The sequence below is a fragment of the Hymenobacter segetis genome (genome assembly GCF_038448715.1).
Classification (GTDB): Bacteria; Bacteroidota; Bacteroidia; order Cytophagales; family Hymenobacteraceae; genus Hymenobacter; species Hymenobacter segetis.
Window position 1 is genome coordinate 92,946 of the sequence record NZ_JBCEVZ010000005.1, and the last position, 26,320, is coordinate 119,265.

The 26,320-nt window shown below is 63.8% G+C and carries 23 protein-coding genes; 6 read left to right on the plus strand and 17 right to left on the minus strand.

Annotation, left to right across the window (positions count from 1 at the left end):
* Positions 1–38 precede the first annotated feature (38 nt).
* The 10 genes from AAFH49_RS03740 to fumC all read right to left on the minus strand — a co-directional run bounded on the left by AAFH49_RS03740 (position 39) and on the right by fumC (position 8,313).
* Positions 39–1,196 carry an efflux RND transporter periplasmic adaptor subunit gene (locus AAFH49_RS03740; RefSeq protein WP_342296109.1) on the minus strand — a complete coding sequence of 386 codons (1,158 nt, stop codon included), beginning with the start codon at positions 1,194–1,196 and terminating at the stop codon, positions 39–41.
* Positions 1,197–1,233: 37 nt separating this feature from the next.
* On the minus strand, positions 1,234–1,500 hold the full coding sequence (locus AAFH49_RS03745) for a hypothetical protein (protein WP_342296110.1): 267 nt from the start codon (positions 1,498–1,500) through the stop codon (positions 1,234–1,236).
* Between the two features lie 248 nt (positions 1,501–1,748).
* Positions 1,749–2,258: a gluconokinase gene (locus tag AAFH49_RS03750; protein WP_342296111.1), complete on the minus strand. Its 510-nt coding sequence runs from the start codon at positions 2,256–2,258 to the stop codon at positions 1,749–1,751.
* Between the two features lie 138 nt (positions 2,259–2,396).
* Complete coding sequence (locus AAFH49_RS03755) at positions 2,397–3,767, minus strand: sensor histidine kinase (RefSeq protein WP_342296112.1); 1,371 nt, start codon at positions 3,765–3,767, stop codon at positions 2,397–2,399.
* Between the two features lie 153 nt (positions 3,768–3,920).
* Positions 3,921–4,598, minus strand: coding sequence for a response regulator transcription factor (locus tag AAFH49_RS03760; RefSeq protein WP_342296114.1), 678 nt, complete (start codon positions 4,596–4,598; stop codon positions 3,921–3,923).
* Positions 4,599–4,704: 106 nt separating this feature from the next.
* Positions 4,705–5,196 carry a DinB family protein gene (locus tag AAFH49_RS03765; RefSeq protein WP_342296116.1) on the minus strand — a complete coding sequence of 164 codons (492 nt, stop codon included), beginning with the start codon at positions 5,194–5,196 and terminating at the stop codon, positions 4,705–4,707.
* Between the two features lie 93 nt (positions 5,197–5,289).
* The gene (locus AAFH49_RS03770; protein ID WP_342296117.1) at positions 5,290–5,745 is read right to left on the minus strand and encodes a DUF6970 domain-containing protein; all 456 of its coding nucleotides are present in this window, start codon (positions 5,743–5,745) and stop codon (positions 5,290–5,292) included.
* An 89-nt stretch (positions 5,746–5,834) separates the two neighbouring features.
* Positions 5,835–6,242 carry a diacylglycerol kinase family protein gene (locus tag AAFH49_RS03775; RefSeq protein WP_342296119.1) on the minus strand — a complete coding sequence of 136 codons (408 nt, stop codon included), beginning with the start codon at positions 6,240–6,242 and terminating at the stop codon, positions 5,835–5,837.
* The gene (locus tag AAFH49_RS03780) at positions 6,235–6,828 is read right to left on the minus strand and encodes a GNAT family N-acetyltransferase (protein ID WP_342296121.1); all 594 of its coding nucleotides are present in this window, start codon (positions 6,826–6,828) and stop codon (positions 6,235–6,237) included. Before AAFH49_RS03780 ends, AAFH49_RS03775 begins: the two co-directional genes overlap by 8 nt.
* Positions 6,829–6,912: 84 nt before the next feature.
* Positions 6,913–8,313 (minus strand): class II fumarate hydratase, encoded by a 1,401-nt coding sequence (gene fumC / locus AAFH49_RS03785; protein ID WP_342296123.1) that lies wholly within the window; start codon positions 8,311–8,313, stop codon positions 6,913–6,915.
* A 293-nt stretch (positions 8,314–8,606) separates the two neighbouring features.
* Here fumC and AAFH49_RS03790 point away from each other — a divergent pair, with 293 nt between their 5' ends.
* Complete coding sequence (locus AAFH49_RS03790; RefSeq protein ID WP_342296124.1) at positions 8,607–8,990, plus strand: dodecin family protein; 384 nt, start codon at positions 8,607–8,609, stop codon at positions 8,988–8,990.
* Positions 8,991–9,208: 218 nt separating this feature from the next.
* Positions 9,209–10,285: a proline iminopeptidase-family hydrolase gene (locus tag AAFH49_RS03795; RefSeq protein ID WP_342296126.1), complete on the plus strand. Its 1,077-nt coding sequence runs from the start codon at positions 9,209–9,211 to the stop codon at positions 10,283–10,285.
* Between the two features lie 92 nt (positions 10,286–10,377).
* Here AAFH49_RS03795 and AAFH49_RS03800 read toward each other — a convergent pair whose 3' ends face one another.
* Together AAFH49_RS03800 and AAFH49_RS03805 are read right to left on the minus strand one after the other, a co-directional pair.
* On the minus strand, positions 10,378–11,556 hold the full coding sequence (locus AAFH49_RS03800) for a TonB family protein (protein WP_342296127.1): 1,179 nt from the start codon (positions 11,554–11,556) through the stop codon (positions 10,378–10,380).
* Complete coding sequence (locus AAFH49_RS03805) at positions 11,543–12,229, minus strand: RNA polymerase sigma factor (RefSeq protein ID WP_342296128.1); 687 nt, start codon at positions 12,227–12,229, stop codon at positions 11,543–11,545. The genes AAFH49_RS03800 and AAFH49_RS03805 overlap by 14 nt, the downstream gene beginning before the upstream one ends.
* Before the next feature lie 137 nt (positions 12,230–12,366).
* Between AAFH49_RS03805 and AAFH49_RS03810 the strand changes: the two genes are divergently transcribed.
* The gene (locus AAFH49_RS03810) at positions 12,367–14,421 is read left to right on the plus strand and encodes a vWA domain-containing protein (RefSeq protein WP_342296129.1); all 2,055 of its coding nucleotides are present in this window, start codon (positions 12,367–12,369) and stop codon (positions 14,419–14,421) included.
* A gap of 199 nt (positions 14,422–14,620) precedes the next feature.
* Here the strand turns inward: AAFH49_RS03810 and AAFH49_RS03815 are convergent, their stop codons facing one another.
* The 5 genes from AAFH49_RS03815 to treF all read right to left on the minus strand — a co-directional run bounded on the left by AAFH49_RS03815 (position 14,621) and on the right by treF (position 23,155).
* A complete protein-coding gene (locus AAFH49_RS03815) occupies positions 14,621–15,439 on the minus strand; it encodes a porin family protein (protein ID WP_342296131.1) in 819 nt (272 codons plus the stop codon).
* A 288-nt stretch (positions 15,440–15,727) separates the two neighbouring features.
* Positions 15,728–18,583 carry a DUF7619 domain-containing protein gene (locus AAFH49_RS03820; RefSeq protein WP_342296132.1) on the minus strand — a complete coding sequence of 952 codons (2,856 nt, stop codon included), beginning with the start codon at positions 18,581–18,583 and terminating at the stop codon, positions 15,728–15,730.
* 304 nt (positions 18,584–18,887) lie between these two features.
* Positions 18,888–20,690 (minus strand): hypothetical protein, encoded by a 1,803-nt coding sequence (locus AAFH49_RS03825; protein WP_342296133.1) that lies wholly within the window; start codon positions 20,688–20,690, stop codon positions 18,888–18,890.
* Entirely contained in the window at positions 20,687–21,241 is a 555-nt protein-coding gene (locus AAFH49_RS03830) for an RNA polymerase sigma factor (RefSeq protein WP_342296134.1), read from the minus strand. Before AAFH49_RS03830 ends, AAFH49_RS03825 begins: the two co-directional genes overlap by 4 nt.
* Positions 21,242–21,496: 255 nt before the next feature.
* The gene (gene treF / locus AAFH49_RS03835; RefSeq protein ID WP_342296135.1) at positions 21,497–23,155 is read right to left on the minus strand and encodes an alpha,alpha-trehalase TreF; all 1,659 of its coding nucleotides are present in this window, start codon (positions 23,153–23,155) and stop codon (positions 21,497–21,499) included.
* Positions 23,156–23,421: 266 nt separating this feature from the next.
* On the opposite strand from treF, the gene AAFH49_RS03840 reads away from it, so the two are divergent.
* The 3 genes from AAFH49_RS03840 to AAFH49_RS03850 all read left to right on the plus strand — a co-directional run bounded on the left by AAFH49_RS03840 (position 23,422) and on the right by AAFH49_RS03850 (position 26,241).
* Positions 23,422–23,829 carry a BlaI/MecI/CopY family transcriptional regulator gene (locus tag AAFH49_RS03840; RefSeq protein WP_342296136.1) on the plus strand — a complete coding sequence of 136 codons (408 nt, stop codon included), beginning with the start codon at positions 23,422–23,424 and terminating at the stop codon, positions 23,827–23,829.
* Positions 23,807–25,174, plus strand: coding sequence for a M56 family metallopeptidase (locus AAFH49_RS03845; protein ID WP_342296137.1), 1,368 nt, complete (start codon positions 23,807–23,809; stop codon positions 25,172–25,174). Before AAFH49_RS03840 ends, AAFH49_RS03845 begins: the two co-directional genes overlap by 23 nt.
* A gap of 245 nt (positions 25,175–25,419) precedes the next feature.
* Positions 25,420–26,241, plus strand: coding sequence for a class I SAM-dependent methyltransferase (locus AAFH49_RS03850; RefSeq protein ID WP_342296139.1), 822 nt, complete (start codon positions 25,420–25,422; stop codon positions 26,239–26,241).
* Positions 26,242–26,320: the final 79 nt, after the last annotated feature.

The following is a 26,320-nucleotide window of genomic DNA, read 5'->3' on the forward strand; positions in this document are numbered from 1 at the left end:
CTTTCGGGCGCGGACTCGCAGAGTCCACGCTACTGGATTTACTGCGCCGCTATTGCAGCCGTATCCATCAGCACGGTTTTGGCGTTGATTTTCTGTTGGTCGTGCAGCTCCGGCGCACCTTCGTACACCACCCGCTCGCCGGGTTTCAGGCCGTCCTTCACCACGTAGAAATCGCCGAGGCGCGTTTGCGGCACGAAGCTGCGGGTGTGCGTCATGCCCGCCTGGTCCACCACGTACACGAAGTTTTGGTCCTGAATCTCGAACACCGCTTTCTGGGGCAGCAGCAGCGCCGCGGGCAGCTGGTCGGTCAGGCGGACTTTGCCCGATGCGCCGTGCTTGAGCAGGCGGTCAGGGTTGGCAAAGCGGGCGCGCAGGGCAATGGAGCCGGTGTTAGGATTGAACTCACTTTCAGCGGTTTCGATGTGGCCCGTGAGGGGGTAAACTTCGCCATTGGCCAGAGTGAGGCGCACCGAATCGGAGTGCAGTTCGGGATGCTCGCGGCGGGCCTTGGTGTAGTTCATGTAGCTGCCCTCGGCCACATCGAAATAGGCGAATACCGCACTCAAATCCGATATCGTAGTCAGGAGCGTGCCTTCTTCCACCACACTGCCCACTTTCAGGGGAATTCGGTCAATCACACCGTCGAAGGGCGCGCGGACTAGGGTGTAGCTCAGGCTGAGGCGGGCGGCGGCCTCGCCGGCGCGGGCGGCGGCTATCTGGGCGTCGGCGTCGTTCACCTTGCTATCGGAAAGGGCCGATTCGGATTTGGCGATGACGTTTTTACCCACCAGCAGGCGCACCCGGTCGCGCTCCACGCGCACGGCGGCGGCCTGGGCCTGGGCGCTGGCTACGGCCGCGTGGGCCTGGGCCAGGCGGTTCTGGTAGGCGCTGGCGTTCAGGCGAAACAGTAGCTGGCCTTTCTTCACCGGCTTGCCTTCTTCCACGTAAATGTGCTCCAGAAACCCCGCCACCTGGGCCCGGACTTCCACGTTGCGCGCGGCCTGAATATCGGCCACGTAGTCGCGGTGCAGGGTTTGATTGGAGGTTTTCAGCGTCACCACCGGCACTTCGACCAGCACCTCGGCGGTGTCTTTTTCAGCCTTAGCCGAACAGCCGCTGAGGCCGCTGGACAGCAGGGCAGCCACTGCCGTGAGCGCGAAAGAGGGAAGGAAAGAGCGGCGCAAAAAGGAGTTCATGAGGAAGAGAATGAGCAATAGGAAGCCGCAGGCCCGCTTAGTGGGCCGTGGCAGTGGCCGTCGATAAGGCCGGTAATTCGGGGTGGAGGGCCAGCAGGCTGTCCTGCTGTTGGTGGGCGGCCTGGCAGCGCGCCAACAGCCGCTGGGTCAGGCGCAGGTCGGCTTCCGTTTCCTGCAGGTCGTCGCAGTCGCCGACGGGGTCGGGCGTTTTGTACAGTAGGAAGCCATTGAGCCCCAACGACAACGTCAGGGCCCCAGCCAGGAGCAAAACCAGAAAATTAAGGGGCCGGGGTTGGGAAGACATTGTTGTTTGCGGTGGTGGCAACTGCCCGCAAAGCACCCAACCCGACATTAAAACGGTATGAGAACCGTATTAGAATACATGAAAACGGCGCTAGAATAGATGGCGCGGGGCTGTGCCCCGTGCCAAACTATTCGCAGGCCTCCGGCCTGCAATCGTTGAACACTGCCCGTACTGTGCAGGCGGCTGCGGGCCAAAGGCCCGCTAATAATCGGCACAGGGCATAGCTCCGCGCCATCAGTTGCCATCAGCTAGCGCTTGGTGCCCACGGCCGCATCCGCTTTCAGCGCATCCAGTATCTGGCTAACCAACTCCTCCGGCGTATGCGTGATGGACAAGCGCAACGCATACTCCGGCCGCTCCAGCGTGGCCAGCTGCGAATCGAGCATATTGGAGTGCATATAGTGGCCTTTGCGCCCGCTCATGCGCTCCAGCAGCAACTCCTTTGGCCCATCGAGGAACACCCAGTGCAGCGGCTCAGCGGATTCGCTTTGGAGTGTGGTGCGGTATTTCTCTTTGAGAGCCGAGCAGGCCAGTATGGCCCCGCCGGCCTTTTCCCACTCGCCCAGCTTGGTGGCCAGCGTGGCCAGCCAGTCGCGTCGGTCGTCGTCGGTGAGGGGCGTGCCGTGGGCCATTTTGTCGATGTTGGCCGGCGAATGGAAGTCGTCGGCATCGTAAAAAGGCAGGTTGAGTTTTTGGGCGAGCTGCTCGCCTACCGTTGTTTTGCCGCAGCCCGAAACCCCCATGACGATGAAACTCATACCTGCCTGATTAATTTGGAAAAAGGGTAATACGCTGGAAATAAAGCCTCCTCAGATGCTGCGCGCGGCCACTGCCGCCACGGCTTTTCTTTACGGAATGTTGAGCTTAGCGGCCATGCGGGGCTATCGGTTCGCAAGCTAAGCGGCCGGCAGCCACACCGTAGCCGTAGTCCCCTGCCCTACCGCCGAGGCCAACTCCAGCCGGCCGCCGTGGCGCTGCACGATGCGCTGCGTGAGCGGCAAGCCCAAGCCGTAGCCAGGCCGACCCACGGCACCCGCCGCCCGGTACAGCGGCTCGTAAATGTGGCTCAATTCCTCCGGGCTGAGGCCGGGGCCCACATCGATAACGCGGATGCGTAGGGTCGCCGGGCCTTCATAGGCCAACTCCGCCTGCACGGGCCCGGCCGAGTATTTGCCGGCGTTGTCCAGCAGGTTGAGTAGCGCGGTGGTGAGCAGCTCGGCGTTGCCAGGCACCATAAATACGTCGGTTTCGGCCTCCTCTGGCAGCTCGCCGAAAGCCAGGCGAAATTCCCGGCCCGCGTACTTGGCGCGGGCAAAGCTCAAGGCCTGATTCAGGCATTCATCCAGCCGCACGGGCTCAAATTTCGGCAGCGTGCCATCAACCTTTGCCAACGATAATAAGCTGCTGGTAAGTGCTGTTAAGTGGCGCGAGGCTTCCAGTGCCTGCGCCAGACTTTGCCGCGCTTCTGGCAGCGAGGCATCGTAGGCCAGCGCGGTTTCCAGCGTGCCGGTGAGGGTGGTGAGGGGCGTGCGCAACTCGTGCGAGGCGTGGGCCAGGAAGCTTTTTTGCGCCTCAAATGCCTGCTCCAAGCCGCCCAGCATGCCGTTGAAGGCGTAGGCCAGCTGGGCCAGCTCATCGCGCCCGTTGCCTTCCGACAGCCGCCGGCCTAGGTTGGTGGCCGAAATGCGCCCTGCCTGCCGACTGATGCGCGCCACCGGGGCCAGCGCTGCCCCCGCGAAATACCAGCCCGCCAGAATAGTCAGCGCCAGCGCCCCCAAGTTGCCCACCAGCAGCAGCAGGCCCAGCTGCCACAGCCGCTCCCAGCCCGGCTTGTCCTCGGCCGAAACGAAAATGCGGTAATGCTCGCCGTCGTGCAAATAGTCCAGGCCCACGCCCTCACGCCGCTTTTCTCCTTTAAAGGGCACCAGCTTGCCCGGTTGCCAGGCACGCAGGCGCGCCCGGCTGGGCACCTGGTCGATGTCGTCGGCACTGCTGAAGCGGAGGGCGCCGTCAGCATCATAAATGCTGATTTGCTCCTCCTGCAAGGTCAGGATATCGCGGCGGCGCAGGCTGCCCAACTGGCCGGTTTCGAGCTTGCCGGTGCGCACCAGCAGCCGCGAGGCCAGCGTGGCGCTTGTGCCCAGTCGGTGCTCAAACCGCTGCGCCCGCGTGCTGGCATTGAAGTAGTAGATGAACGCCGAGAAGCTGACCTGAATAGCCAGCACGAGCAGCGTAAAGCGCAGCATCAGCTTATTGCGAATCAGCATGTTGGGGTTTTTGTAGTGTGCTCCATCAAGATGTCATGATGAGCTTGTCGAAGCATCTCTACCTCAATACTAAATCTAATTAGTTGCGCGGTAGAGATGCTTCGACAAGCTCAGCATGACTTTCTTTTTGAAACCTGCAACCAATTATTGGTCCTACTCCTCCCGCATCACATAACCCATACCCACCACGGTATGGATGAGCTTAGGCGAAAACCCGCGGTCCAGCTTCTTGCGCAAGTAGCTCACGTATACATCTATGACATTGGTGGTGGTGTCAAAATCCAAATCCCAGACCCGCTCCGCAATATCAACCCGCGAAACGACCCGGCCCCGGTTGCGCAGCAGGTGCTCCAGCAGCGAATACTCGCGGGTGGTGAGGTCGATGCGCTGGCCGGCGCGGCTCACGGTTTTGGCGTCGAGGTCGAGCACGAGGTCGGCCATGCGCAGCTCCTGGCGCTGGCCGGCGGCCGCAGCGTAGCGCTGGGTGAGGGCTCGAGCGCGCATCAGCAATTCCCTGAATTCGAAAGGCTTGACGAGATAGTCATCGGCTCCGGCGGCGAACCCGGCTTCCTTGTCGTCGAGGCTATCGAGGGCAGTGAGCAGCAGGATGGGTACCAGGCGGCTATTAGCCCGGATACGCTGGCACAGCTCCACCCCGTTGATGTAGGGCAGGTTCACATCGAGAATAACTAAGTCGTAGGGCTGCTGCTCGTAGAGCGACCAGCCGGTGCGGCCGTCGTAGGCCACGGTCAGGTCGTAGCCTTCGTGCTCAAAGCCTTTTTTGACGAACGAAGCCAGTGGCGGCTCATCCTCAACCAGCAGGATTTTCATAAACGAACTAAACGTGTGGCTGCCGCACTCGGCCATTTCCAAAAAGCAAAACAGGCAGCCCAAAGCTACGTGCCGGGCTGCCTGTTGAGGAGAAAAAGGCGTGTTTCTACAGCTGCGGCTGCACCTGCCCGCTCATTTCGCGGCAGTAGGTGATGAAGTCGGAATTGACGGGTTCCAGGCCGCCTTCGCGCATTTTGGTGGCTACTTGGCCGCGGTGGTAGGTGGCGTGCGTCACGGCGTGGGTCAGGATGTCGCTCACCAGCGAATCGTAGGCATCGCCCTGCGAGTTGGTGTACTGGATGTGGCGGTTCAACTCAGCTTCGTCGGTGGTTTCGCAGAGCTGCGCGAGGCGGGCCGAAGTCTGCTCGTGCCAGTGATGAATACCGGCCAAATCATGCTCCTGCCACACTTTTACGGGGCTTTGCGTGCCGGTGATGCGGGCAATCCAGATGGCTTGGGCATTGATGGCGTGGCTGAACAGGCGCAGCACGGGCTGCGGAACTTCCTGGCCGGCCGCTACCGAAGAATCGAGGCGGCGCAGCAGGGTTTCGTTGGCCCAAACGTTGAATGCGCCGAGCTTAGCAATAGTGTTAATCATCTGTAATTATGAATTATGAGTTATGAATTATGAGTTCAGACCACGACTTGCCAGAGCGACAACTCATAATTCACAACTCATAATTCATAATTGCTACCTTGGGTCTTGCCAGACCAGCTTTTCATTGGTTTTGTTTTTTTCAAAGTCCGGGCATTTGCCATCGCCCTTGCCGGTGATGCCGCCATCGGGGTTGCAAATCAGCTTGCCTTTGGTGTCGAATACCTGCGAAAACTGGTCGCAGCACGGGGCCGACTGGTAGTACACGGTTTTGCCCTCGTACTGATAGCGGAAAATGCGGGTGATGGGGTTGCGCTTGCGCTCGGCCAGCACGGCCGCGATGCGGGCTTTCAGCCACTGCGGGCGGGCCGTGGTATCCGATTCGGGGATGCGGGCGTACACCGGGTCCACGGTATTGGCGCTGGTGGGGGCGGCATCGGTGGCGCTCACCTGGCCGCTGGGGGGCGGCGACGTGGGCGTGGTCACGCTCACCTGTTGGTGGGCGCAGGCCGTGGTGAGGAGCAAAGCAGCAGCGAAAGAGAGCAAACGCATAGGAGTTGAGGGAGAAGCGGGGCGTGCCCCCAAGCGGGGCTCCCTATGGGTACGCCCGGCGCGGCCAATAGTTGAGGCAGGGACCGGAATCAGACGTTAAAAAAGTAGGGCCCGAACACCAGCGCCCCCACCACCACCGCGCCCAACGCGGCCAGCAGCACCGCCCCGGCGGCTACGTCCTTGGCCTTGCCAGCCAATAGGTGGTAGGCCGGCGAAGCCAAATCGGTGAGGGCCTCGATGGCCGTGTTCATCAGCTCGGCGGCCCATACGCTGGCTACCGAAATGGCCACCAGCGCCCATTCCAGGCGGGTGATGTGGCAATAAAACCCCAGCCCGATAACCACCACGGTAGCCAGGGCGTGGAAGCGCAAATGCACTTCGGAGCGTAGCGCCGACCACACGCCGCGCCCGGCGTGGCCGAAGCTGGCCACGCGCCGCCGCCACATTCGCTCGGGTGGGCGCAGCCGCTCGGGGGCCGATGGGGTTGGTTCAGCCACGGGATTCAAACTCCTGGAAAGTGGACTTGCGCAGCGTCGGCCACTCGGGGCGGATAATGCTGAAGATGACCGTGTCGCGCCGCACCCCGCCCTGCGTGGGGCGGTGGCTGCGCAGCGTGCCTTCCTCGGTAGCCCCCATACGGGCCATGGCCGTGCGCGACTTGTGGTTGCGCGAATCCGTTTCCAGTTCCACCCGCTCACAGTCCAGCGACCCGAAGGCGTGGCGCAGCAGCAGGTGCTTGCAGGCCCGGTTCAGGCCCGAGCGCTGGAACTTGGTGCCCACCCAGGTGTAGCCGATGCTGAGGCGCTGGTCGGCCTCGGCCACGTTGTAGTAGCTGGTGCTGCCGGCCAGCTCGCCGGTGGCGCGGTCGATGATGGCGAAGGGGTAGCGCAGGCCCTGCTGGCGGGCTTCCACGGCCTGGCGCAGGTAGGCGGCCAGGCTCACGGCATCGTCGCCACGCGTGAGGGTGTATTTCCAGATGTCAGCATCGAAAGCAACGGCTTTGAGGGCTTCAAAGTCGGTGAGTTCGAGCGGGCGCAGCCGGGCGCGGTTGTTTTCGAGGACTACTTGAGCGGAAAAATCCATAGGGCTGCAAAGATGCCGGGAAAAAAGAAAAGCCGCTCTTCCGTGAGCGGAAGAGCGGCTTTTTTCAACAGAAGTTAAAAGGCGCTACTTAATCTCGCCTACCATTTCCTCGGGCTTCATCCACTCGTCGAACTCGGTGGCGGTCACGTAACCGAGCTTAATGGCGGTTTCCTTCAGCGTGGAGCCGTTTTTGTGGGCCGTCTGGGCAATTTCGGCGGCTTTGTAGTAGCCGATGTGCGGGTTGAGGGCCGTCACGAGCATCAGCGACGAATCGACGTGCTTCTTGATGTTGGGCAGGATGGCGGTGATGCCCACGGCGCACTTGTCGGTGAAACTCACGCACACGTCGCCGATGAGGCGGGCCGAGTGCAGGAAGTTGTAGATCATCACCGGCTTGAACACGTTCAGCTCGAAGTGGCCCATCGAGCCGCCCACCGTGATGGCCACGTCGTTGCCCATCACCTGGGCTGCCACCATCGTCATGGCTTCGCACTGCGTGGGGTTCACCTTGCCGGGCATGATGCTGGAGCCGGGCTCGTTGTCGGGGATGTCGATTTCGCCAATGCCAGCGCGCGGGCCGGAGCTGAGCATCCGAATATCGTTGGCGATTTTCATCAGGCTCACGGCCACGGTTTTGAGGGCACCGTGGGCCTCCACGATGGCGTCGTGGGCGGCCAGGGCCTCAAATTTGTTTTCGGCCGTGATGAAGGGCAGGCCGGTGAGGTCGGCAATGTGCTTGGCCACGTTCACCGAGTAGCCTTTGGGCGTGTTGATGCCCGTGCCCACGGCGGTGCCGCCGAGGGCCAGCTCGCTGAGGTGCGCCAGCGTGTTTTTGATGGCGCGCAGGCCATGGTCGAGCTGGGAGACGTAGCCCGAAAACTCCTGGCCCAGCGTGAGCGGTGTGGCATCCATGAAGTGGGTGCGGCCGATTTTGACGATGTGCATGAAGTCTTTCGACTTGGTTTTCAGCGCGTCGCGCAGCTTCTCGATGCCGGGGATGGTGACTTCGGTTAGAATTTTATAGGCCGCGATGTGCATGGCCGTCGGGAACGTGTCGTTCGAGCTCTGGCTCTTGTTCACATCGTCGTTAGGAGCCAGGGCCTTCTTTTCGTCGGTGAGCTGGCCGCCGTTGAGGACGTGGCCGCGGTAGGCAATCACCTCGTTCACGTTCATGTTGCTCTGCGTGCCCGAGCCGGTTTGCCACACCACCAGCGGGAACGAATCGGCGAGCTTGCCGGCCAGAATCTCGTCGGCCACTTTGCCAATCAGCTCGGCTTTCTCGGCCGAAAGGATGCCCGCGTCGCGGTTGGTGAGGGCAGCGGCTTTCTTGAGGTAGGCGAAGGCGGCGATGATTTCCTTGGGCATCCGGTTGATGTCCTGGGCGATGGGGAAATTCTCGATGCTGCGCTGGGTTTGAGCGCCCCAGTACGCGGTAGCAGGCACCTGAACGGTGCCCATGGTGTCCTTTTCGGTGCGGAAAGCCATGCGGGAAGTAGGTTGGTGAAGAAGTAAAAGGGGAGGTTTGGAAGCGCCAACGCGGCGGTAGTCAGGCGCAAAAGTACACCGCAGGCCAAGCGCCGCTTTTATTTCAACCGAAATAGCCGTCAAATGGCCTACCGCGTACACAAAAAAGTCCTGCGAAACCGCATAGGTACGAGTACCCCGAATTTTTAATTCGGGCCGTTGAACGGTGGTCGTTCCGGCGGCCCGAATTAAAAATTCGGGGTACTCGTACCACGCGGCTCCACGGCCACCACACCATCATCTTATTCCTTCCCATGTCCTCCATTAAGCAAGTCATTGAAATCCTGGCCTCGTCCGAAAAGAGCTTTGAAGATGCCCTGCAGCGCGCCGTGGTCCAGCTTAGTAGCTCGGTGCCGAACATCAGTTCCATCTACATCAAAGACCAGAGCTGCAAAGTGAAGGCCAACCGCATTGTCGAGTATCGCATCACGGCCAAGGTGAGCTTCGGCACGCCGACGGAGGAATTCGACCTCTCGGAGCTGGAGCGCACCTTTGACGAAGCCCCCGTGCCCGCCGGCAACGGCGCGCCCGACTACAGTCACCTCGACCTGCACACCCAGCCCGACCTGCCCACTCCCGCCGAGCCCGAAAACGGCAGCGCCACCGAGCCCGCCAGCGGCGGCGGCTACAGCGGCTAGGGCCTGTTGGTTCCACAACAGGAACAAGTTGGGTTGCTAAGTAAACGTCTGTCATCCTGAGCGGAGCGAAAGACTTTATCACGTTCGAACAAATTGTTTTTACGTGATAAGGTCCTTCGCTGCGCTCAGGATGACAGACGTTTTTTTTAATAACTAAATAGATTCAGTTGCACCTATCTTTCGCCGGCATACTTCTGTGCCCCTTGCCTTTGCGAAAAATGAAGCTTTCGACTCCCTTGCACCTTGCGGTGGCGCTGCTGTTTGGTACGGCCGGTTTTATGGGCTGCAACCAACCCCAAGCGCCCGAAACCAGGGCAGCTCCCGCCACTACGCTGACCAGCTATTTCGCCGATTCGGAAACCGGCGTGCAGGACGGCAATGTGCGGCTGATTCCGATAACCACGCCCAAGGGCCAGTTCAAAGTCTGGACCAAGCAGTTTGGGAATAACCCCAAAATCAAGGTGTTGCTGTTGAATGGCGGGCCGGGGGCCACGCACGAATACTTCGAGTGCATGGAGAATTTCCTGCCGAAGGAAGGCATCGAATTCATCTACTACGACCAACTGGGCTGCGGCAATTCTGATAATCCCAAGGACACCTCAATGTGGAGCCTGCCGCGCTACGTGGAGGAAGTGGAGCAGGTGCGCCAGGCTCTGAAGCTCAATAACACCAATTTCTACCTGCTGGGCCACTCCTGGGGCGGTATTCTGGCCGCCGAGTACGCCTTCAAGTACCAGCAAAACCTCAAGGGCCTCATCATTTCCAACATGATGATGAGCTGCCCCGCCTACGGCAAATACGCCCAGGACGTGCTGGCCAAGCAGATGAAGCCCGAAGTGCTGGCCGAAATCCGGCAGCTCGAAGCCAAAAAGGACTTCGATAACCCGCGCTACATGGGCCTGCTCGAACCCAACTTCTACGCCGAGCACCTGTGCCGCATCGTGCCCAACCCGGAGCCCGTGAGCCGCTCGCTGGGCAAGATTAACCAGTCGCTCTACGTCACGATGCAGGGCCCCAGCGAGTTCGGCATCTCCGGCAAACTCACCAACTGGGACCGGGTGGCCGACCTGCCCAAGCTCACCGTGCCCGTCCTCAGCATTGGTGGCAAGTACGATACCATGGACCCCGAGCACATGCGGATGATTGCCACCAAGGTGCAAAATGGCAACTCCCTCATCTGCCCCAAAGGCAGCCACATGAGCATGTACGACGACCAGCAAACCTATTTCACCGGCCTCATCAAGTTCCTGAAAGCGGTGGATGCTGGCACCGTGCAGCCCGGCGCGGCGCTGTAATAGTTAACTGCCTGTCATCCTGAGCGCAGCGAAGGACCTTATCACGTTGTTGCGAGCGTGATAAGGTCCTTCGCTGCGCTCAGGATGACAGCTTAAAACGTGACGGTCAGTTCGATGGGCAGGTCGGCGCGGCGGCCGCCGGCAATGCCGGGCTGCCAGCCCGGCCCTTCGCACACCATGCGCAGGGCCTCTTCGTCGTAGTCGGGGCGCAGGCTGCGCAGCACTTTCAGGTTGCTGATTTTGCCATCGGCCCCTACCATAAACCGGAGGCGCACCGTGCCATGAAGATGAAGCTGGCCTTCCTCGGGCTCGAACGCGTCGGCTTCGCGGTACAGGTAGTTGCGGAAGGCTGGCGTGCCGCCCACCGGTGCGGGATTGATGGCTGGCGTGGCCGGCATGGGGGCATCGGCCACGCGCACGCTGGCGGTGTTGTCAGGCAGCTTATTGACAGCTATTGCCTTGGATTTAAGGCCGAATGACCGGCTGGCCTTGGCCGCTCTGTCATTATTGGCCAGCGTGTCGGGCGAGGTAGTTTCGGCCAGGATGGAAGCTTGCGGGGTTGCAGAATCGACGGTGCTGGCAGCTGCTGATGCAGATATATTTGAGGCGGTGGCAACTCTGGCTTCGGCGTTCGCCTCCGAGGCCGGAGCTTTATCCTCCATCACCATTGCATTGCCATCAGGTGTCTTGGTCGCCCGGCGGGAAAGCTGGCCGAGTGGGGCCCGATGCCGTGAACGTGCGGGACTAATAGCTGCGTAATCAGCTGCTTTTGAAGCGCCTGGGGCCGCCGCTACTACGGTTTCTGATACTTTGGTGGATTCCTTTTCTGCTTGTTCCGGCACAGCCAGGCGTGCGGCGGGTGCCGCTGGGGGCGCAATTGCAGGGGTTTCGAGGCGAGCCGTGGCCGCTGGCCGGGCCGCTTCGTGCTGCTGCCAGGTCCAGATGCCGGTGGCCATTACGCCCACCATTGCCGCCGCCACCGCGATGCGCGGCCAGGCCCAGCCGCCGGCCACGGGAGCCGGTTCTTCGGCTTCGACGCGGGTTTGCAGGCGGGCGCGCAGCTCGGCCACGGCCTGGTCGGTAGTGGCCGGGTCGCTCATTGAAAAGCCCGTCAGGATATCGGCGCAGCGCTCGCAGTCCAGCGTGTGGGCCTCAATGCGGTGCTCCTCGGCGGGGGCAAGGGTGCCGGCCGCGTAGGCGCGCAGCTCCGCCGGGGCCGGGTGGGGGCCGGGGGCGGGCAAGCGGGCAAAAGGCGAATCAGCGGGCAGCATGACGAGGGTTTGGAGAAGCGGGAAGCGAAGATTGCGGCGTCGGTTTGGGACTGGCGGGCGGCTCCAATTGGCGGCGCAGCATCCGTTTGCCGTTCTGCAAATGGCTGCGCACCAGGTTTAGTTCGAGGCCGGTTTCGGTGGCGATTTCGCGGTAGCTTTTCTTTTCGAGGTAAAATAATTCGAGGCAGCGGCGCTGGGCCGGGGGGAGCTCGGCCAAGGCCGCTTCGATGCTTTGCAGGCGCAGCTCGGCAGTTTCGGCGTCCTCGGCGGCGGCCTGCTCATCGGGCAGATGCCGGGCGGCGGCCAATTCCACATCGGCCGCGTCCGGAAAACTCAGCACGAGCGGCCCGGCGCTGGGGCCGGCCCGCTTGCGGGCGCGCAGCTGCATGAGGCAGTGGTTGCGGGCCGTGGTGTGCAGCCAGGCCGGAAAGTTTTCGGGGGCGTGGGTGCGCAGCACTTTCACCAGATGCTCAAACAGCTGCATGGCCGCATCCTGGGCATCTTCGTCGGGCGGGGCCAGGTAGCGGCGGCACACGGCAAAGGCCTCGGGCAGGTACCGGTCGTAGAGCTGGCCGAGGTCGGCCACGTTGCCGTGCGCGCGGTAGCGGGCCAGCAGCTCCTGGTCGGAGAGTGGCGCAGCGGCAGCGGGCGACGAGGAGCGGCGGAAGAACATCGGGCCGGGAAGTTAGCGCCCGCCGCCGGTATTGAAGGCGGCCGGGGATAGGGCTGCAACTATTTTTTTGGCCCCGTTGTGCAATCAACCAAACGCGGGCATCAACGGGGCATACTTCACCCCCTAACGCCGATGCCATGAGAAACCAGTTGCTGCTGCCGCTCCTTGCCGTGCTACTGGCCCCGCCGCCCGCCGCCGCTCAATCGACGTCCGACACCAAAGCCGCTCAGCCGGCCTCGAAGAACACCGCCAAAAACTGGGTTGTGTCGGGCGTGGTCACCGACCACGTCAATCAACAGCCGCTGCCCGGCGTTACGGTCCTCGTCAAAGGCACCAACTTGGGCACCAGCACCGATGCGCAGGGGCGCTACTCGCTCATGGTGCCGGGGGCAGCGCGGGCCGTGCTGCTGTTCAATACCATCGGCTACCTGCCTGTGGAGCGGGCCGTGGGCCAGGGCCACACCCTCAACCTGAGCCTGCGGGCCGATAACAAGCAGCTAAACGAGGTGGTGGTGACGGCCATAGGCATCGAGAAGCAGCGCCAGAATGTGAGTTATTCGGCCACATCCGTCGCGCCGGCTACCGTCAATGGGCTAGCAGGCAAAGTGGCGGGCGTGCAGATTCGTGGGGCGGCCAGCCCGCGCAAAGCCCGGCGTACCAGCCATCAGGTCGATTACGTCCTGGCTGATTCGGAAATGGCCCCCGGCCAGCCCCTGTCCACCTTGCCCGCCCAACAGGAAGCCGGCGACGGCGATACCTACGCCCACATCAAGGAAAATGCCTTTTTCGAGGCGAAGAAAGACCCGCTCAGCACCTTCGCGCTCGATGTGGACAACGCCTCCTATTCCAACGTGCGCCGTTTCCTGAACGAAGGCCAGCTGCCCCCGCGCGACGCCGTGCGGGTGGAGGAAATGCTGAATTACTTCCGCTACGACTACGCTGCGCCGCCCACCGCCTCGCCCGACCCCGTGCACATCAGCACCGAGCTGGCCGCCTGCCCATGGAACCCGGCCCACCAGCTGGCCCGCATCGGCATTCAGGCCAAACGCATTGAAACGGCCAAGCTGCCGCCCGCCAACCTCGTGTTCCTCGTCGATGTATCGGGCTCGATGGACGAGGCCGACAAGCTGCCCCTGGTGCAGGCGGGCCTGAAACTGCTGGTGAAGCAGCTGCGGCCCCAGGACCACGTGGCGCTGGTGGCCTACGCCGGCGCGGCCGGCCTGGTGCTGCCGCCCACCCCCGGCTCGCAGCCCCAGGTCATCCTCGATGCCATTGAGCGGCTGCGGGCCGGCGGCTCCACGGCCGGCGGCGCGGGCCTGCGGCTGGCCTATTCCACGGCCAAGCAGAGCTTCCAGAAAGAAGGCAACAACCGCGTGATTCTGGCTACCGATGGCGATTTCAACGTGGGCGAAAGCTCGGATGCCGCGATGGAGCAATTGATAGTGGACCAGCGCGAAAGCGGCGTGTTTCTGACGGTGCTGGGCTGCGGGCGCGGCAACCTGCGCGACAGCCGCATGGAAACCCTGGCCGACAAGGGCAACGGCAACTACGCCTACCTCGACAACCTGGACGAGGCCGGCCGGGTGCTGGTGGCACAGTTCGGCGGCACGCTATTCACGGTGGCCAAGGACGTGAAGCTGCAAATCGAATTCAACCCCGCCCGCGTGGCCAACTACCGCCTCGTGGGCTACGAAAACCGGCTGCTGGAAGCCGAGGATTTCAACAACGACCGCAAGGATGCGGGCGAGCTTGGGGCGGGCCACACCGTCACGGCCCTCTACGAAATAGTGCCCGTGGGCAGCGCCCAGCCCCTCATCGATGGCCTGAAATACCAGCCCGCCAAAACTGCCCCGACCAGTATGCAGCAGTTCCTCACCAACGACGTGCTGACCGTGAAGCTGCGCTACAAAGAGCCGCAGGGCAATAGCAGCAAGCTCCTGGCCCAGGCGCTGACCGGCGCACCCGTCGCTATCGAGAAGGCCTCGGCCGATTTCCGTTTTGCCGCCGCCGTGGCGCAGTTCGGCATGCTGCTGCGCCAGAGCGAGCAGCGCGGCACCGCCACCTGGGCCGCCACCGAGCAGCTGGCCGACGGGGCCCGAGGCAAAGATGCCGACGGCTACCGGGCCGAATTCGTGCGCCTCGTGCGCCTGGCTCAGGGCTTGAGCGGCAGCGGCAGCGTGGGCGTGCGCTAATTGTAGCGCGAACTTTTAGTTCGCGTCCCCGCGCTGTTCGGGTATCGTTCGGAGACGCGAACTAAAAGTTCGCGCTACATTCAACAAACTAGAAAGGCCCCTCCGTTGTAGCGGAGGGGCCTTTCTATTAACATATCTCGGATAATGACGAATGAATCGGACGCTAGAAATCGAGGGATAGAATGGCTGCTAATCAGCCTTAGAAGGAGTAGTTGAGGCCGACTTTGGCCACGCGGTTGTAGGCGCTGAAGCGGTTGTTGGCATCTAGCGAGGTGAGGCCGTAGTCGTAGCCGGCGCTCAGGCCGAAGCCGTTATCGAACTGGTAGCCCAGGCCGGCCACAGCGGCGAAATCAACTTTGCGCAGCTGGTTCGAGACATCGAAATCCTGCTTGTAGGCCGAGAAGCCGAGCACGCTGGCATCCACGCGGGCCTTGCCGCTGACCAGGAACGAGGCCTGCGGGCCGGCGTAGAGGTAGAAGCCCGGCGTGATGAACACCTTGGCCAGCACCGGCACATCTACATAAGCCAGGCGGGCCGTGCCGGTCACCTTGGCGTTCAGGAAATCGAGGGCCGGGAAGGGGAGGGTACCTTGCAGCACCGCGCCTTTTTCGGCGTAGGTGATGCCGGGCTCGATGGCGAAGCCGGGACCAATGGGCAGCGTGGCGTACAGGCCGGCGTAGAAGCCGGGGCGCAGCTGCTTGCTGATGGACCCATCGGGCAGGTAGCCGGTCAGGTTGGTGAAGCTGTTCACGGCATCGCCCTGCAAGTCGGCCACGTTCAGGCCGGCCCGGAAGCCGAAGCGCACGCCGGAGGTGGAACTGCTATTGGAAGTCGAATAGGTGGGTTTGGAATAGCTGGGAGCACGGCGCGTCGAGGAGGAGCCCATGGGGCGGGGCGAAGGGGCGGCTTTGGGGTTGCCGTAGGCATCGCGGGCACCCTGGGCCGAGGCGGTGGTGAAGGTGGCCGAAATCAATAGGCAAGCCGCGGCCAGGCCGCCCGAAAGGCGTGAAATTTTCATAACCAGCAAGGGTTTGGAATGAGTGAAAGAAACCGGCCAATCGGGGCCGGACTTCCGGCCCGGCTACTGGGCCGATGAAGAGATACATTGCAAAACCGTGCCAAACCGCGGCTCCGCAGCCCACCGCCCCGGCCCCATTTTCCAACAGAGCAGACCAACTCCGGCAATTCCCAGATTAACGGCCGCACGAAATCGACCAATGCCAGCCCTATTCAAAACGCCAAAAAGCCGGACCACTCGGCGGAGCGGCCCGGCTTGGGAGCTGGAAGTGGAAAAAGGAAGCGGAAGCTAGCGGAGCACCACCCGGCGGCTGGTGGCCGGGCCGGTGGGCGGCGTGAGGCGCAGCAGGTACACCCCGGCGGCCAGGCCGTGCAGGTCCACCAGCTGGTGGAGCGGGCCGGCGGGGGCCGTGAGCAACTGCCGGCGTAGGGGCCGGCCCAGCACGTCGAGCAATTCGATGGCGACTTTGCCGGCGGTGGCCAGGTCCGCATTGATGCTGACGGCGTCGGTGGCGGGGTTGGGGTAGGCGGTCCAGGCGGGGGCGTCGTGGCGGGCCAGGGCGGCCGTGGCCTGAAATACCGTGGTGGTGGCCACGTTGGTGATGACGGGCGCGTTGTAGTCGAACACGATGCCGGCGTGGTTGGGGATAATTTCGCCCACCGTGAGCGTGCTGCGCGGCTGCACCCGGAACCGCACGAAGCCCATCGAGCGGATGACATCAGCGTTGCGCTCGGGCAGGTTGATGTTCGGGAAACGTACCGTGAGCAGGCCCTTGTCGGGGCCGGCGGTGGCCAGGCTCCAGATGCAGCTGTGCGACTGCGCCACCAGCATCAGGCTGGCCAGGTTCAGCTTGCGGAAGTCGAGCGTGTCGCTCAGGACGACCGTGGACGCGGCGGCCGTGCCCAGGTTCTGGAAATGAATGGTGTAATCGAGCGGCTGCTGGGCCGTGACCTGGGCCGGCGTGAGGCGGTCGTAGTTCACCTCAATGTGGTTGGGGTCGTAGGCGGCCAGCACGGTCTGGGCCAGGGCGGCGGTGTTGTCGGCGGGCATCACGTCGGCCGTGAGCGGCGCGGCGGCGGCGGTGCTGAGCACCGTGCCGGCCGGGGTGTTGGTGGGCAGGCTGAAGAGGACATCATATTCCAGCCGGGCAAACGGGGCCAGGGTGCCATACGTCCACGTCAGCACCTGGCCCGCGCGGCCGGCGCTGGGCGTGCTGCTGATGTAGGCCATGCGGCTGTCCAGGGTGAGGGTGGCCGTGCCGCCGGCCACGGTGGTGGTGCCCACGTTCTCCACCGTGAGGCGGTAGCGGGTGGTGAAGCCCGGCCGCGCAGTGCCGTAGGGCGTGAGCGTGGCGCGCACATCGGCCTGGTTGGCCACCGGCACGAGGCCAAAATCAAGCCCGGTCACGGGGTAGCCCACGGCCGGCAGCGTGCCGGTGCGCACCGCCGCCGCGCTCAGCGTGTAGCTCGAATGCGGGCTGGGTACGGTGAGGCGGTAGGCCGCGCCCGCCGGGCCGAAAAAGCTGTACTCGCCGGTGCCGGCCGTGCTGGAAAAGGCGCGGCTCTGCGCCGCGTCGGCCACCACCTGCGGGTAGGGGAAGGGTATTTCGCCGGCATCGCGCTGGCCGTTGTTGTTCTGGTCGAGGTAGAAGGTTCCGCTCACGCGGGCGGCCTGCTCCAGGCGCACCACGGTGTAACCGGTGCCCAGCGGCTGGTTGTCAACTTGCAGCTGCCCGCCGCCCGTGGGGTTGGCCAGCAGGTACACGTTGAAATTCTGGTCGACGCCCAGGCCCGCGCCCCATTGGGCGTAGGCGGCCGGGGTGGCGGGAGCCGGCACGGCGTTGGCGGTGCGCGCCCAGCGCACGGTGCCCGTCGAGTCGTAGCTCACCAGGTAAAAGGCTACGGGCGGCGTGGCGCCGGTGCCGGCGATGGGGTGGGGGAGCGTAATGGTGCCAAACATGGCGCTGGGCAGGCCCAGCACGCCCAGCCGGTACACGTTGCCGGCCGCGTCGAGGGCAATGCGCGTGGCGTTGCGCGTGGTTTCGACGCGCACGTAGTCGGGCACGGTTTCGGTGGCGCGGGCCCACTGCGGCGTGCCGTTTTTCGATATTTTCACCACGTAGCCGCCCAGGCCCACGGGCAGGCCGCCGTAAGTAAAATTGCTGTTGATGGTGACGCCGGCCACGTACACCGCGCCGGTGGGACTCACCGCGATTTTCACGTGCTTGGATTCGGTGGCCAGGCTGGCCAGGTGGGTGGAGCTGAGCACGCCCCAGCGGCCCCCGCCGGCCGTGCTCAGCCGCGCCACAAAGTTGCCGTTGCCGCTAATGGACACAACCGGCGTGGTGTTGAGCAGGAGCGTGCCGTCCAGCTCCCCTTCGCAGTAGAGGTCGCCGTTGGCTCCAAGCTGCAAGTCGTTCAGGCGCAGATAGGCAGAGCCGCTCGTGCCCGCGGTGGCGCCCATCGAGCGCACCAGCGCGAAGCCGCCGCTACTGCTGCGGCGCACGATGAGCGCGCAGGTGGTGCCGGCGGTGCCCGGGAAGCGGAACGAGCCAAAGTACCGGCCCCCGTCGTCCACCGTGCTCAGGTAGCAGTTGCCAGCGGAATCGGCCGCGAGGGCCGTGATTTCGGACAGCGGGTATATCGTGCGGCGCTGCAGGTAAACGAGCGAGGCCACCGCCCCGGCGGGCGTCACCTTGGCCAGCAGGTTGCCGGCAATGGGGGTAGTGCGGCTGCCAAACGCGAAGCTGGAGCTCAGGCCCGCCACCGAATCGACCTTAAAGGCCACGTACGCATTGCCCAAGCGGTCCAGGGTGAGGGTTTGCACGCCAACGGTTTGCTGGCTGATGCCACCAATGGCCCACTGCACCACCCCGGTAGGCCCCACTTTGGCCAGAAAGCCGTTGCGGCCGCTGGCCGCGGGGGCCGGTAGCAGGGTGCCGCCCAGCTGCACCGGGCCGTTGGCGTAGGAGCCGGCTACGTAGGTGTTGCCGGCCGCGTCCGTCATCGAGCGGGTGTCGTCGGCCAGGTTGGTGATGGCCGGGTCCAGGGGCGTGGCCACCGTGGCCACCTGCGCCCGCGACGCGCCCAGGCCCGCCGCGTAGAAAAACGCCACCAACAGGTAGCAATGCCGTAAAATTTTCATCGAAATAGAATGGAAAAGGAAGGACCAAATGCGTGGCCGCGCGGTGAAATCCGTGTTGGTGCCGCCCCGGCCGGAGCGCGGCGCCGCGTTTCAAAAACTCAGACCAGCCGCTGCCCAAAAAGGCTGCCGGGACGAAAGAAAGTTTTTCGGTACCGTCATCCTGAGCCGCCCTGTCATCCTGAGTGCAGCGAAGGACCTTATCACGTTTGTGTCAGATAGAGCTACTGCAAACCGTACTGCGGTGATAAGGTCCTTCGCTCCGCTCAGGATGACAGTCGTACTCAGGATGACCGGGCGGCGCGGCTCACAGCCCGAACCGCACCCCCAGCATCAGGCCTGTGGACGTGGCCTGCTGGCGCAGCCCCGTTTCGGGCTTGTAGAGGGAGAGGGCCTGCCAGCGCATGCTTGGGGCCACGCTCAGGCTCAGGCGGGGCGTGAGGGCGTAGTTGAGGGCCAGCGAGCCGGCCAGGGCCACGTTGAGGGCGCGGAAGGGGCCGGTGCCGGCCGTTATGCGCTCGGTGCGGAAGTTCTCGCCGTCGTTGGTCACCACCTGCGTGCCGCCCAGGAAAAACTGAAGCTGTGCGCCTACGGCCACGTCGGTCCACAGGCGGCTGGTGCTGGGCGCGGCCAGGCGGTAGCGCAGCAGCACCGGCACCGTGAAGAAGCGGTAGTTGGGCTGCAGCAGCTTGGTGGTGAGGGTTTCCTTCTTGGTGATGGTGGGCGTGGTGACGCTGCGGGTGGTGTGGGTGGTGTCGTGCTGCACGGTGGTGCTGAACACGGTATCCTGGCGCGGCACATACACGGTATCGTAGCGAATGACTTGGCCGTTGCCGTTGAAGATGGGCGAGAGCTGCGGCACCTGGATGATGCGAATGGAATGCGTCTGGTAGCTCGAGGTAAAGACGTTGGTGCTCGTGGTGGTGGTCGTGTTATAGCTCACCAGCACGTCGGTGGTTTTGTTGGTGATGCGCAGGTCGGCCCCGAAGGCGGTGTAGCCCACGCCGCCGCCCACGCTCAGGCGAGGCGTAAGCTTGTATTCGGCCGTGAGGGCGGCGCTGAGGCCGGCGCGGCCGGTTTCGTGGTTGCGGCGCAGGGCCGTGAGGGAGTCGTTTTCGGCCCCTTGCAGGGCGAGGGTATTCTGCTCGGGAGTGGCCGAAAGCATCACGCTCCAGCGGCGGGCCAGCGGGCGCGGCCGGGCCGTATCGGGCGCGGCGGCCGCCACGGCGGGGGCGGACGGGGCCGCGCCGGGCAGGTCGCCGAGGGCCAGCAGCAGGCTGTCGGTGCGACGCTGGAGGCGGAACAATTCGGCCCGCTCGGTGCGCAGATTATTCAGCAGTGCGGCGCGGCCATCGGCCGGCAGCGTGCCGGGCGCGAGGGTGCCGATGCTGGGCAGCTGCTCCAGCGTTCGGCGTTCCAAGGCGGCGAGGGGGCGTAGGATGGGGGGCAGGGTTTCGGCGGCGAGCGAAACCGTAGGAGTACCCGGCAAAGTACCCATCGAAGCGCCTGGCGAAACCTGAGCCACTACTGTTGCTGTTGGGGCAGTAGTAGCGGTGCTATCCTCCGGCGAAGCTGCGGCTTTGATGGTGCGCGTCGATTCAATGACTCCGGGGCTCCGGAATGGGCTTCGTCGTTCGGAAATGGCATCTCCGGAGCTCCGGAGCAGGCTTCGCCGTTCCGATTTAGCCATTCCGGAGCCCCGGAGTAGGGTCCGCTGTTCGGAAATGGTTGCTCCGGAGGTCCGGAGAGAGCTTAGCCGCTCGGAAATGGTCGCTCCGGCGTTCCGGAGTGGGCTTTGCTGTCCGGAAATGGTCGTTCCGGAGCTCCGGAGCTTCGCCTGCGCATTATTCGAGGCAATACTGTCCATTTGGTTTGTCCCCACTGAAGTAGCCGGCCCGCGCAGCAGCCAGCCGCCCATCCCGGCCAGCAGGCCGGTGAGCACCCACAGCAGCGGCACCAGCACCGGCCGACGGCGCGGGCGTAGCCGGGGCGGCGGGGGCAGGCGCTGCTCAATGCCAGCCCACACCGGCGCGCCGGGCGGCAGGTCGAAGTCTTCGAATTTGCTGCGCAAAGACTCGTCGAGGCGGTTTTCTTCCGATTCGGGCATCATAGTCGTAAGTAGTTGGCCTGCCGCTGGTGCAGCAGGGTGAGTTGTTTGCGGGCCTTGCTGAGCTGGGCCTTGGAGGTGCTCTCCTGAATGCCCAGCAGCTCCGCGATTTCGCCGTGCGTGTAGCCGTCCACGGCGTAGAGGTTGAGGACCATGCGGCAGCCGTCGGGCAGCTGTTCCATCAGGGCCAGCACTTCGGCCACGCCCAGGCGGTCGAAGGCGTCGGCGTCGGGCGCGAAGGGCTCGGGCACATCGTCGAGCAGCAATTGCTGGCGGCGGTGCTGCCCGCTCTGCCAGTGGTTGAGGGCCGTGGTCACCACAATGCGGCGTACCCAGCCCTCCAAAGAGCCCTCGGCCCGGAACTCGCCCAAGTGGGTAAACACCTTCACAAAAGCATCCTGCAAAATGTCCTCGGCCTCGGCCACCGAGCGCGCGTAGCGGCGCGCCACGCCCAGCATCCGGCTGGCGTAGCGGGCATAGAGCGCCCGTTGCGCCGCCGGCTCGCGGCGACGGCAGGCGGCAAGAAGCTCGTCCAGTTCCGTAGAAAGGGGCATTGAGGGGCAAAAGCAGCGCAGCCCGGCCGGGTGCTGCCCGGCAGACAAGTTACCGCCCGAAAAGGCTGCTGCGAAAGGCGAAAGTTTTTTGCCAGGACCGATGGCGCGGGCCTGTGGCCCGTGCCGATTATTAGCAGGCCTCCGGCCTGCAATCGTTGAACGGCATCGCAATCGCGTCGTTCTAACATAGCGGGCCAGAGGCCCGCGAATAGCCGGCGCGGGCCGCAGGCCCGCGCCATCCCCGCTTAACTGCCCCTACCGCGGCTGCTCCCGATTCAGCAGCCGCAGCAGCACCCCATTTGTCCACCCGAAACCGTCCTGGAGCGGGTACTCACCGCCGCCGGCGGGGCGGTTCACATTCTCCACATCGTATTTCTCCAGCAGCTTGCCGGTTTGGCTATACACGCGGGTATTGAGACGTACCCAGCGGTGGGCCACCGTATCGGACAAGGCCTTCTGGTCGTAGCGCGCCAGACCCTCGATGGCCAGTTGTTGCAGCGGAGCCCAGGCGTTGGGCGCGTCCCACTGCTGCTTGGTGGCCGAGAGCGTGGTCACTAGGCCGCCGGGTTTCAGGAAGTTGGTTTGCAGGCCGGCCGCTACCCGCTTGGCCTGTTCCGGGGTGGCCAGCCCATACGCCAGCGGGTAGGTGCCCGCCAAGCTGCGGACTGTGGAACGCTGCTTCAAGCGCCAGTTGTAGTCCTGAAACCAGCCGGCTTTTGGGTCCCAACTCAGGGCCAGCAGGGCGGTTTTGCGCTGGGCGGCTTTAGTCTCGTACAGGCGCGCCTGGGCCGGCTGGCCGGCCACGCGAGCCGCCTCGGCTAGGGTCATTTCGAGATTATAGAGCAGACAATTCAAATCGACGGGCACCAAATCAGTGGTCTGAATGCTTTCCAGCCCGCCGCCGGGCTTAAACCAGCGGCTGCTGAAATCCCAGCCCGAGGCCGCGCCCGCCCGCATGTGATGGTAGAACTGCGCGGCCGGCTGCTTGCTCTTTTTGGCGGCGGCCACGTCTTCGGCGTACGATTCTTCGCGGGGCTGGTCGCTCTCGTCCCAATAGCGGTTCAGCAGGTCGCCGTTGGGCAGGCGCACCACGCGGTGGGCAGCGGTGCCGGCCTTCACGGTTTCGGCCCCCAGCATCCAGTAGCGGTACTCGGTTTCGAGGGCCGGGCGGTAGCGCAACAGCTCGCCGTTGCCCAGGTCCTGGGCCAGCAGCTTCACGATATCGGCGAAGAAGGGCGGCTGCGAGCGGGTGAGGTAATACGTGCGGTTGCCGTTGGGAATAAAGCCGAACCGGCCCAGCAGGTAAGCAAAGTTGTCGGTAATGTCCTTCATCAGCTGCGTTTTGCCAGCCTCGGCTAGCCCCAGCATGGTGAAGTAGGAATCCCAGTAATACACCTCCCGAAACCGCCCGCCCGGCACAATGTAGGGCTTGGGCAGCGGCACCAACGAGCGGAATTCCGCCAACGAATCCGTCGCATCGGCGGCCGGGGCGGCGGGGCGGGCCAGCACCGTCCACAGCGTGTCGAGGTGGTGGCGCAGGCCGGCTTTCAGGTCGCTCTGGAAAGGCACCGCCGTGCTGGTCGGCATCGTGAAACGGCTTTCTACAAAGGCCTTCAGGTTGAAGCCCGGCTGGTCTTTCTCGCGCCGCCAGGCGGCCAGAATGGTGGCCGGCCGCTGCTTCGGCGCGGCATCCACAAAGGTCTTATTGTCGGGAAAGATGCGGCCCAGCTGCACCGCCTCAAACAGCCCAGGAAACAGCTGTCGGGGCGAAAGCGGCACTGCGGCGGGCTTCGGGGCTACTGCTGGCGTGGCGGTTGCCGCTTTGGGAGCCACCGGCGCAGCGGTTTCGGTTTGGGACCAGCTGGGGTGGGAGGCCAGCAGCCCGAGCAGCGAGCAGAATACAGGTTTCAGCATGAGCGGAGAGGGAATAATACGAGACTGCCCGGCGATGCACTTAGGGCCGGCTGTCGGTGGGTTTACGGCCGGCAGCGGCTTTGGGCTTCGTAGCACCTGCTGCCACTTTCTGCCCCAGCCAGATACTGGAGTCGGCCGGCCGTTGCAAGCTACTCAATTCCTTTATTTTCATCGAATAACAATGCGAAGCAATACCAAACTAAGTAAATAGTTTGTAAACTAAAATATTAGTTATAGGTTTGCATTACCCTGACCCAACTCCCAACATGGACCCCTCCACTTTCCCCGAACTCACCCGCGCCGAAGAACAAGTAATGCAAGTGCTCTGGCGCCTCGGCCCCTCCTTCGTGAAGGACGTGCTGGCCGAGCTGCCCGCCCCGCAGCCCGCCTACAACACGGTTTCCACCATCATCCGCATCCTCGAAACCAAGGGCTTTGTCGACCACGAAGCCTTCGGACGCACGCACCGCTACTTCGTGCTGGTGGCCCAGGACGACTACCGTCGCTTCTCGCTGCGCAAGCTGCTGGGCGGCCACTTCGGCAACTCGTTCAGCCGCCTCGTTTCGTTTTTCGCCAAAGAAGAAAACCTCGACGCCGCCCAGCTCGACGAGCTGCTCCGCCACGCCGCCCAACCCCAAAATCCCGAAGACCATGAACCAACTCAGCCTGCTTAACTGGATGCTGCTCAGCACCGTGCTGCTCGGCGCGTGGTGGGCGTGCTACCGCCTGGCCCTGCGCCCGGAGCGCAGCTTTGCCTACAACCGGGCCTTTTTAGTGCTGGGGCCGCTGCTGGCCGCCGGCCTGCCGCTGCTGCCGCTGGCCTGGCCGGCCGGCTGGTGGGGCACCGGCCCGGCGGGACTGGCCGGGGTGGCCGCCGGGCTGTTGCCAACAGTGGAGGTCGGCGCGCCCGGCACGGCTGCCGTGGCCGTTGGGCCTGATTGGAGCTTTTGGTTACTAGCGGTTTATCTTGCCGGCGCGGCCCTCATGCTGGCCCGCTTATTCTACGGACTTGGGCGGCTGTGGCGCACCGCCCGCCGCCTGCCCCGCACGGCCCACGCTGGCTACACGCTGGCCGAAACCCACGGTCAACTACCCACCAGCTCCTTCGGCCGGGTCGTATTTTGGGATGAAACCCTGACCCTGAGCCCGGCCGAAGCTCGCCAGGTGCTACGCCACGAGCTAGCCCATGTTCAGCAAGGCCACACCTACGACCGGCTGCTGCTGGAGCTGCTGCGCGCCGCGCTGTGGTTCAACCCCTTCGTGCACCTCTGCGGGCGGGCGCTGGCCCTCACCCACGAGTACCTGGCCGATGAGGCTGCCCTGCACGATGATTCCTCGCCTACGCCTTCCCTTTCCACTTCCTACTCCCAACTGCTGGCCCGGCAAGTGGCTAGCCGCCTCGGTTTCTCGGTTCCGCTTGCGCACTCCTTTTCCCATTCCCAAACCCTCAGTCGCATTGCCATGATTCAGAAAACCAATCCCATCCGCCGCTGGAAACAGTGGCTCGCCCTGCCGTTGGCGGGCGTGTTAGTAGTTGCCGTAGCCTGCGAAAAAGCCGCGCCGCCAGCCGAGCCAGCCGTATCGGTAGCGACCCAAAATATCGCCACGCCCCCATCCCCGCCCGTGGTGTATGAAACCGTTGAACAGATGCCGGAGCTACCAGGTGGCGGCGGTCCGGAAGCCATTGTTCGTACCATTCAGCAGCACCTCGACTACCCCAATGTGGTACCGGCCAGCCGCAAGGATGGAACCTCGTTCGTTTCCTTCATCGTGACGGAAAAAGGGGAGGTGCAAGCCGTGAAAGTGCTGAAAAGCCTGGGTGCAGAATACGATGCGGCCGTGGTAGCGGCCATTCAAAAGCTGCCCACCTTCGTGGCGGGCCGCAAAGCCGGCAAACCGGTAGCCGTGAGCTACACCGTGCCCATTCGGTTTGTGTGGAAAGCCACGGTACGCGTTGCCAATAGCCTGCCCCTCGGCTGGCAAGGCTGGGCCGTTGACGCGCCTGGCGACGGCTGCTAAGGGCACTGTTCCCCGGCGTTCATTCCTGATTGCGAGAAACCGCTCGAAAAGCTCCGGCCCGTGCCGGGGCCTTTCTGCGTTGGAGGCATTTGGGACAGCTTATACTAAAGCCACAGAAGTAACTTTAGGGCCGGAAGTAGTGGCCAAAGCTACTTTTTAGTTATCGGGCGGTTGTTGTCGCTAGTCAGGTTTCACCTGCTTTGCCGGCGGCTTGCTAACTGATAACCAGTACCCGACCACCCGCTATGTCCCGTTTCTCTGTCGCCCTCCAGGCCCTGCGCAGCCTGGCCCGCACTCCCTCGCTGCTCAACCACGTCATTGCCGGCGATGTGGGCGAATGGCAGCGCCGGGCGCTGGCCCACGCCGGCCGCCGCCAGCTCACGGCCAAAGGCCTGCCCATGCTGCCGCTGGCTCATTTCCTAAGCCCGACCGATACCACGGTGCGCCCGTTTGCCTTTCGCGAGGGCGGCTCCCTGCCGACGGATTTGCTGCTGCTGCGCGCCTTGGCCCGCCGCGTGCCCGGCTGCCGCTACCTCGAAATCGGCACCTGGCGCGGCGAAAGCGCCGCCAATGTGGCCGAAGTAGCCGCCGAAGTCTTCACCCTGAATCTGTCGGATGAAGAAATCCGCGCCCTCGGCCTGCCCGAGCGCTACATCGAGCTACACGGCTTTTTCTCGAAGCCGCTGCCCAACGTGCGCCACCTGCACGGCAACTCCGCCACCTATGATTTTGCCAGCCTGGCCGGGCCATTCGATGTGATTTTCATCGACGGCGACCACCGCTATGAAGCCGTGCGCATCGACACCAAACGCGTGTTTGAGCATTTGGTCGGCCCTAATACCACCGTGGTGTGGCACGATGCCAGCCGCCAGCCGGGCGAGCCGCGTTGGGAAGTGCTGGCTGGCCTGCTCGACGGGCTGCCCGCTTCCGCCAAGGGCCAACTGGTGCAAATCGAGAACTCGCTGTGCGCGCTGTACTCGCCCACGCCGCTGCCCGCCCAGGTGCCCGACCCGCTCGCCGACCCCGCCACCTGGTTTGAGGTGACGCTGACACCGGTTTCGCGCTAGCTCCTAAACCGAGCCGCAGGATTTAAGCTGGTTTTAATTGCCGGGCCGGAAACAGCCCAACGGAAACGCTTACCTTTGA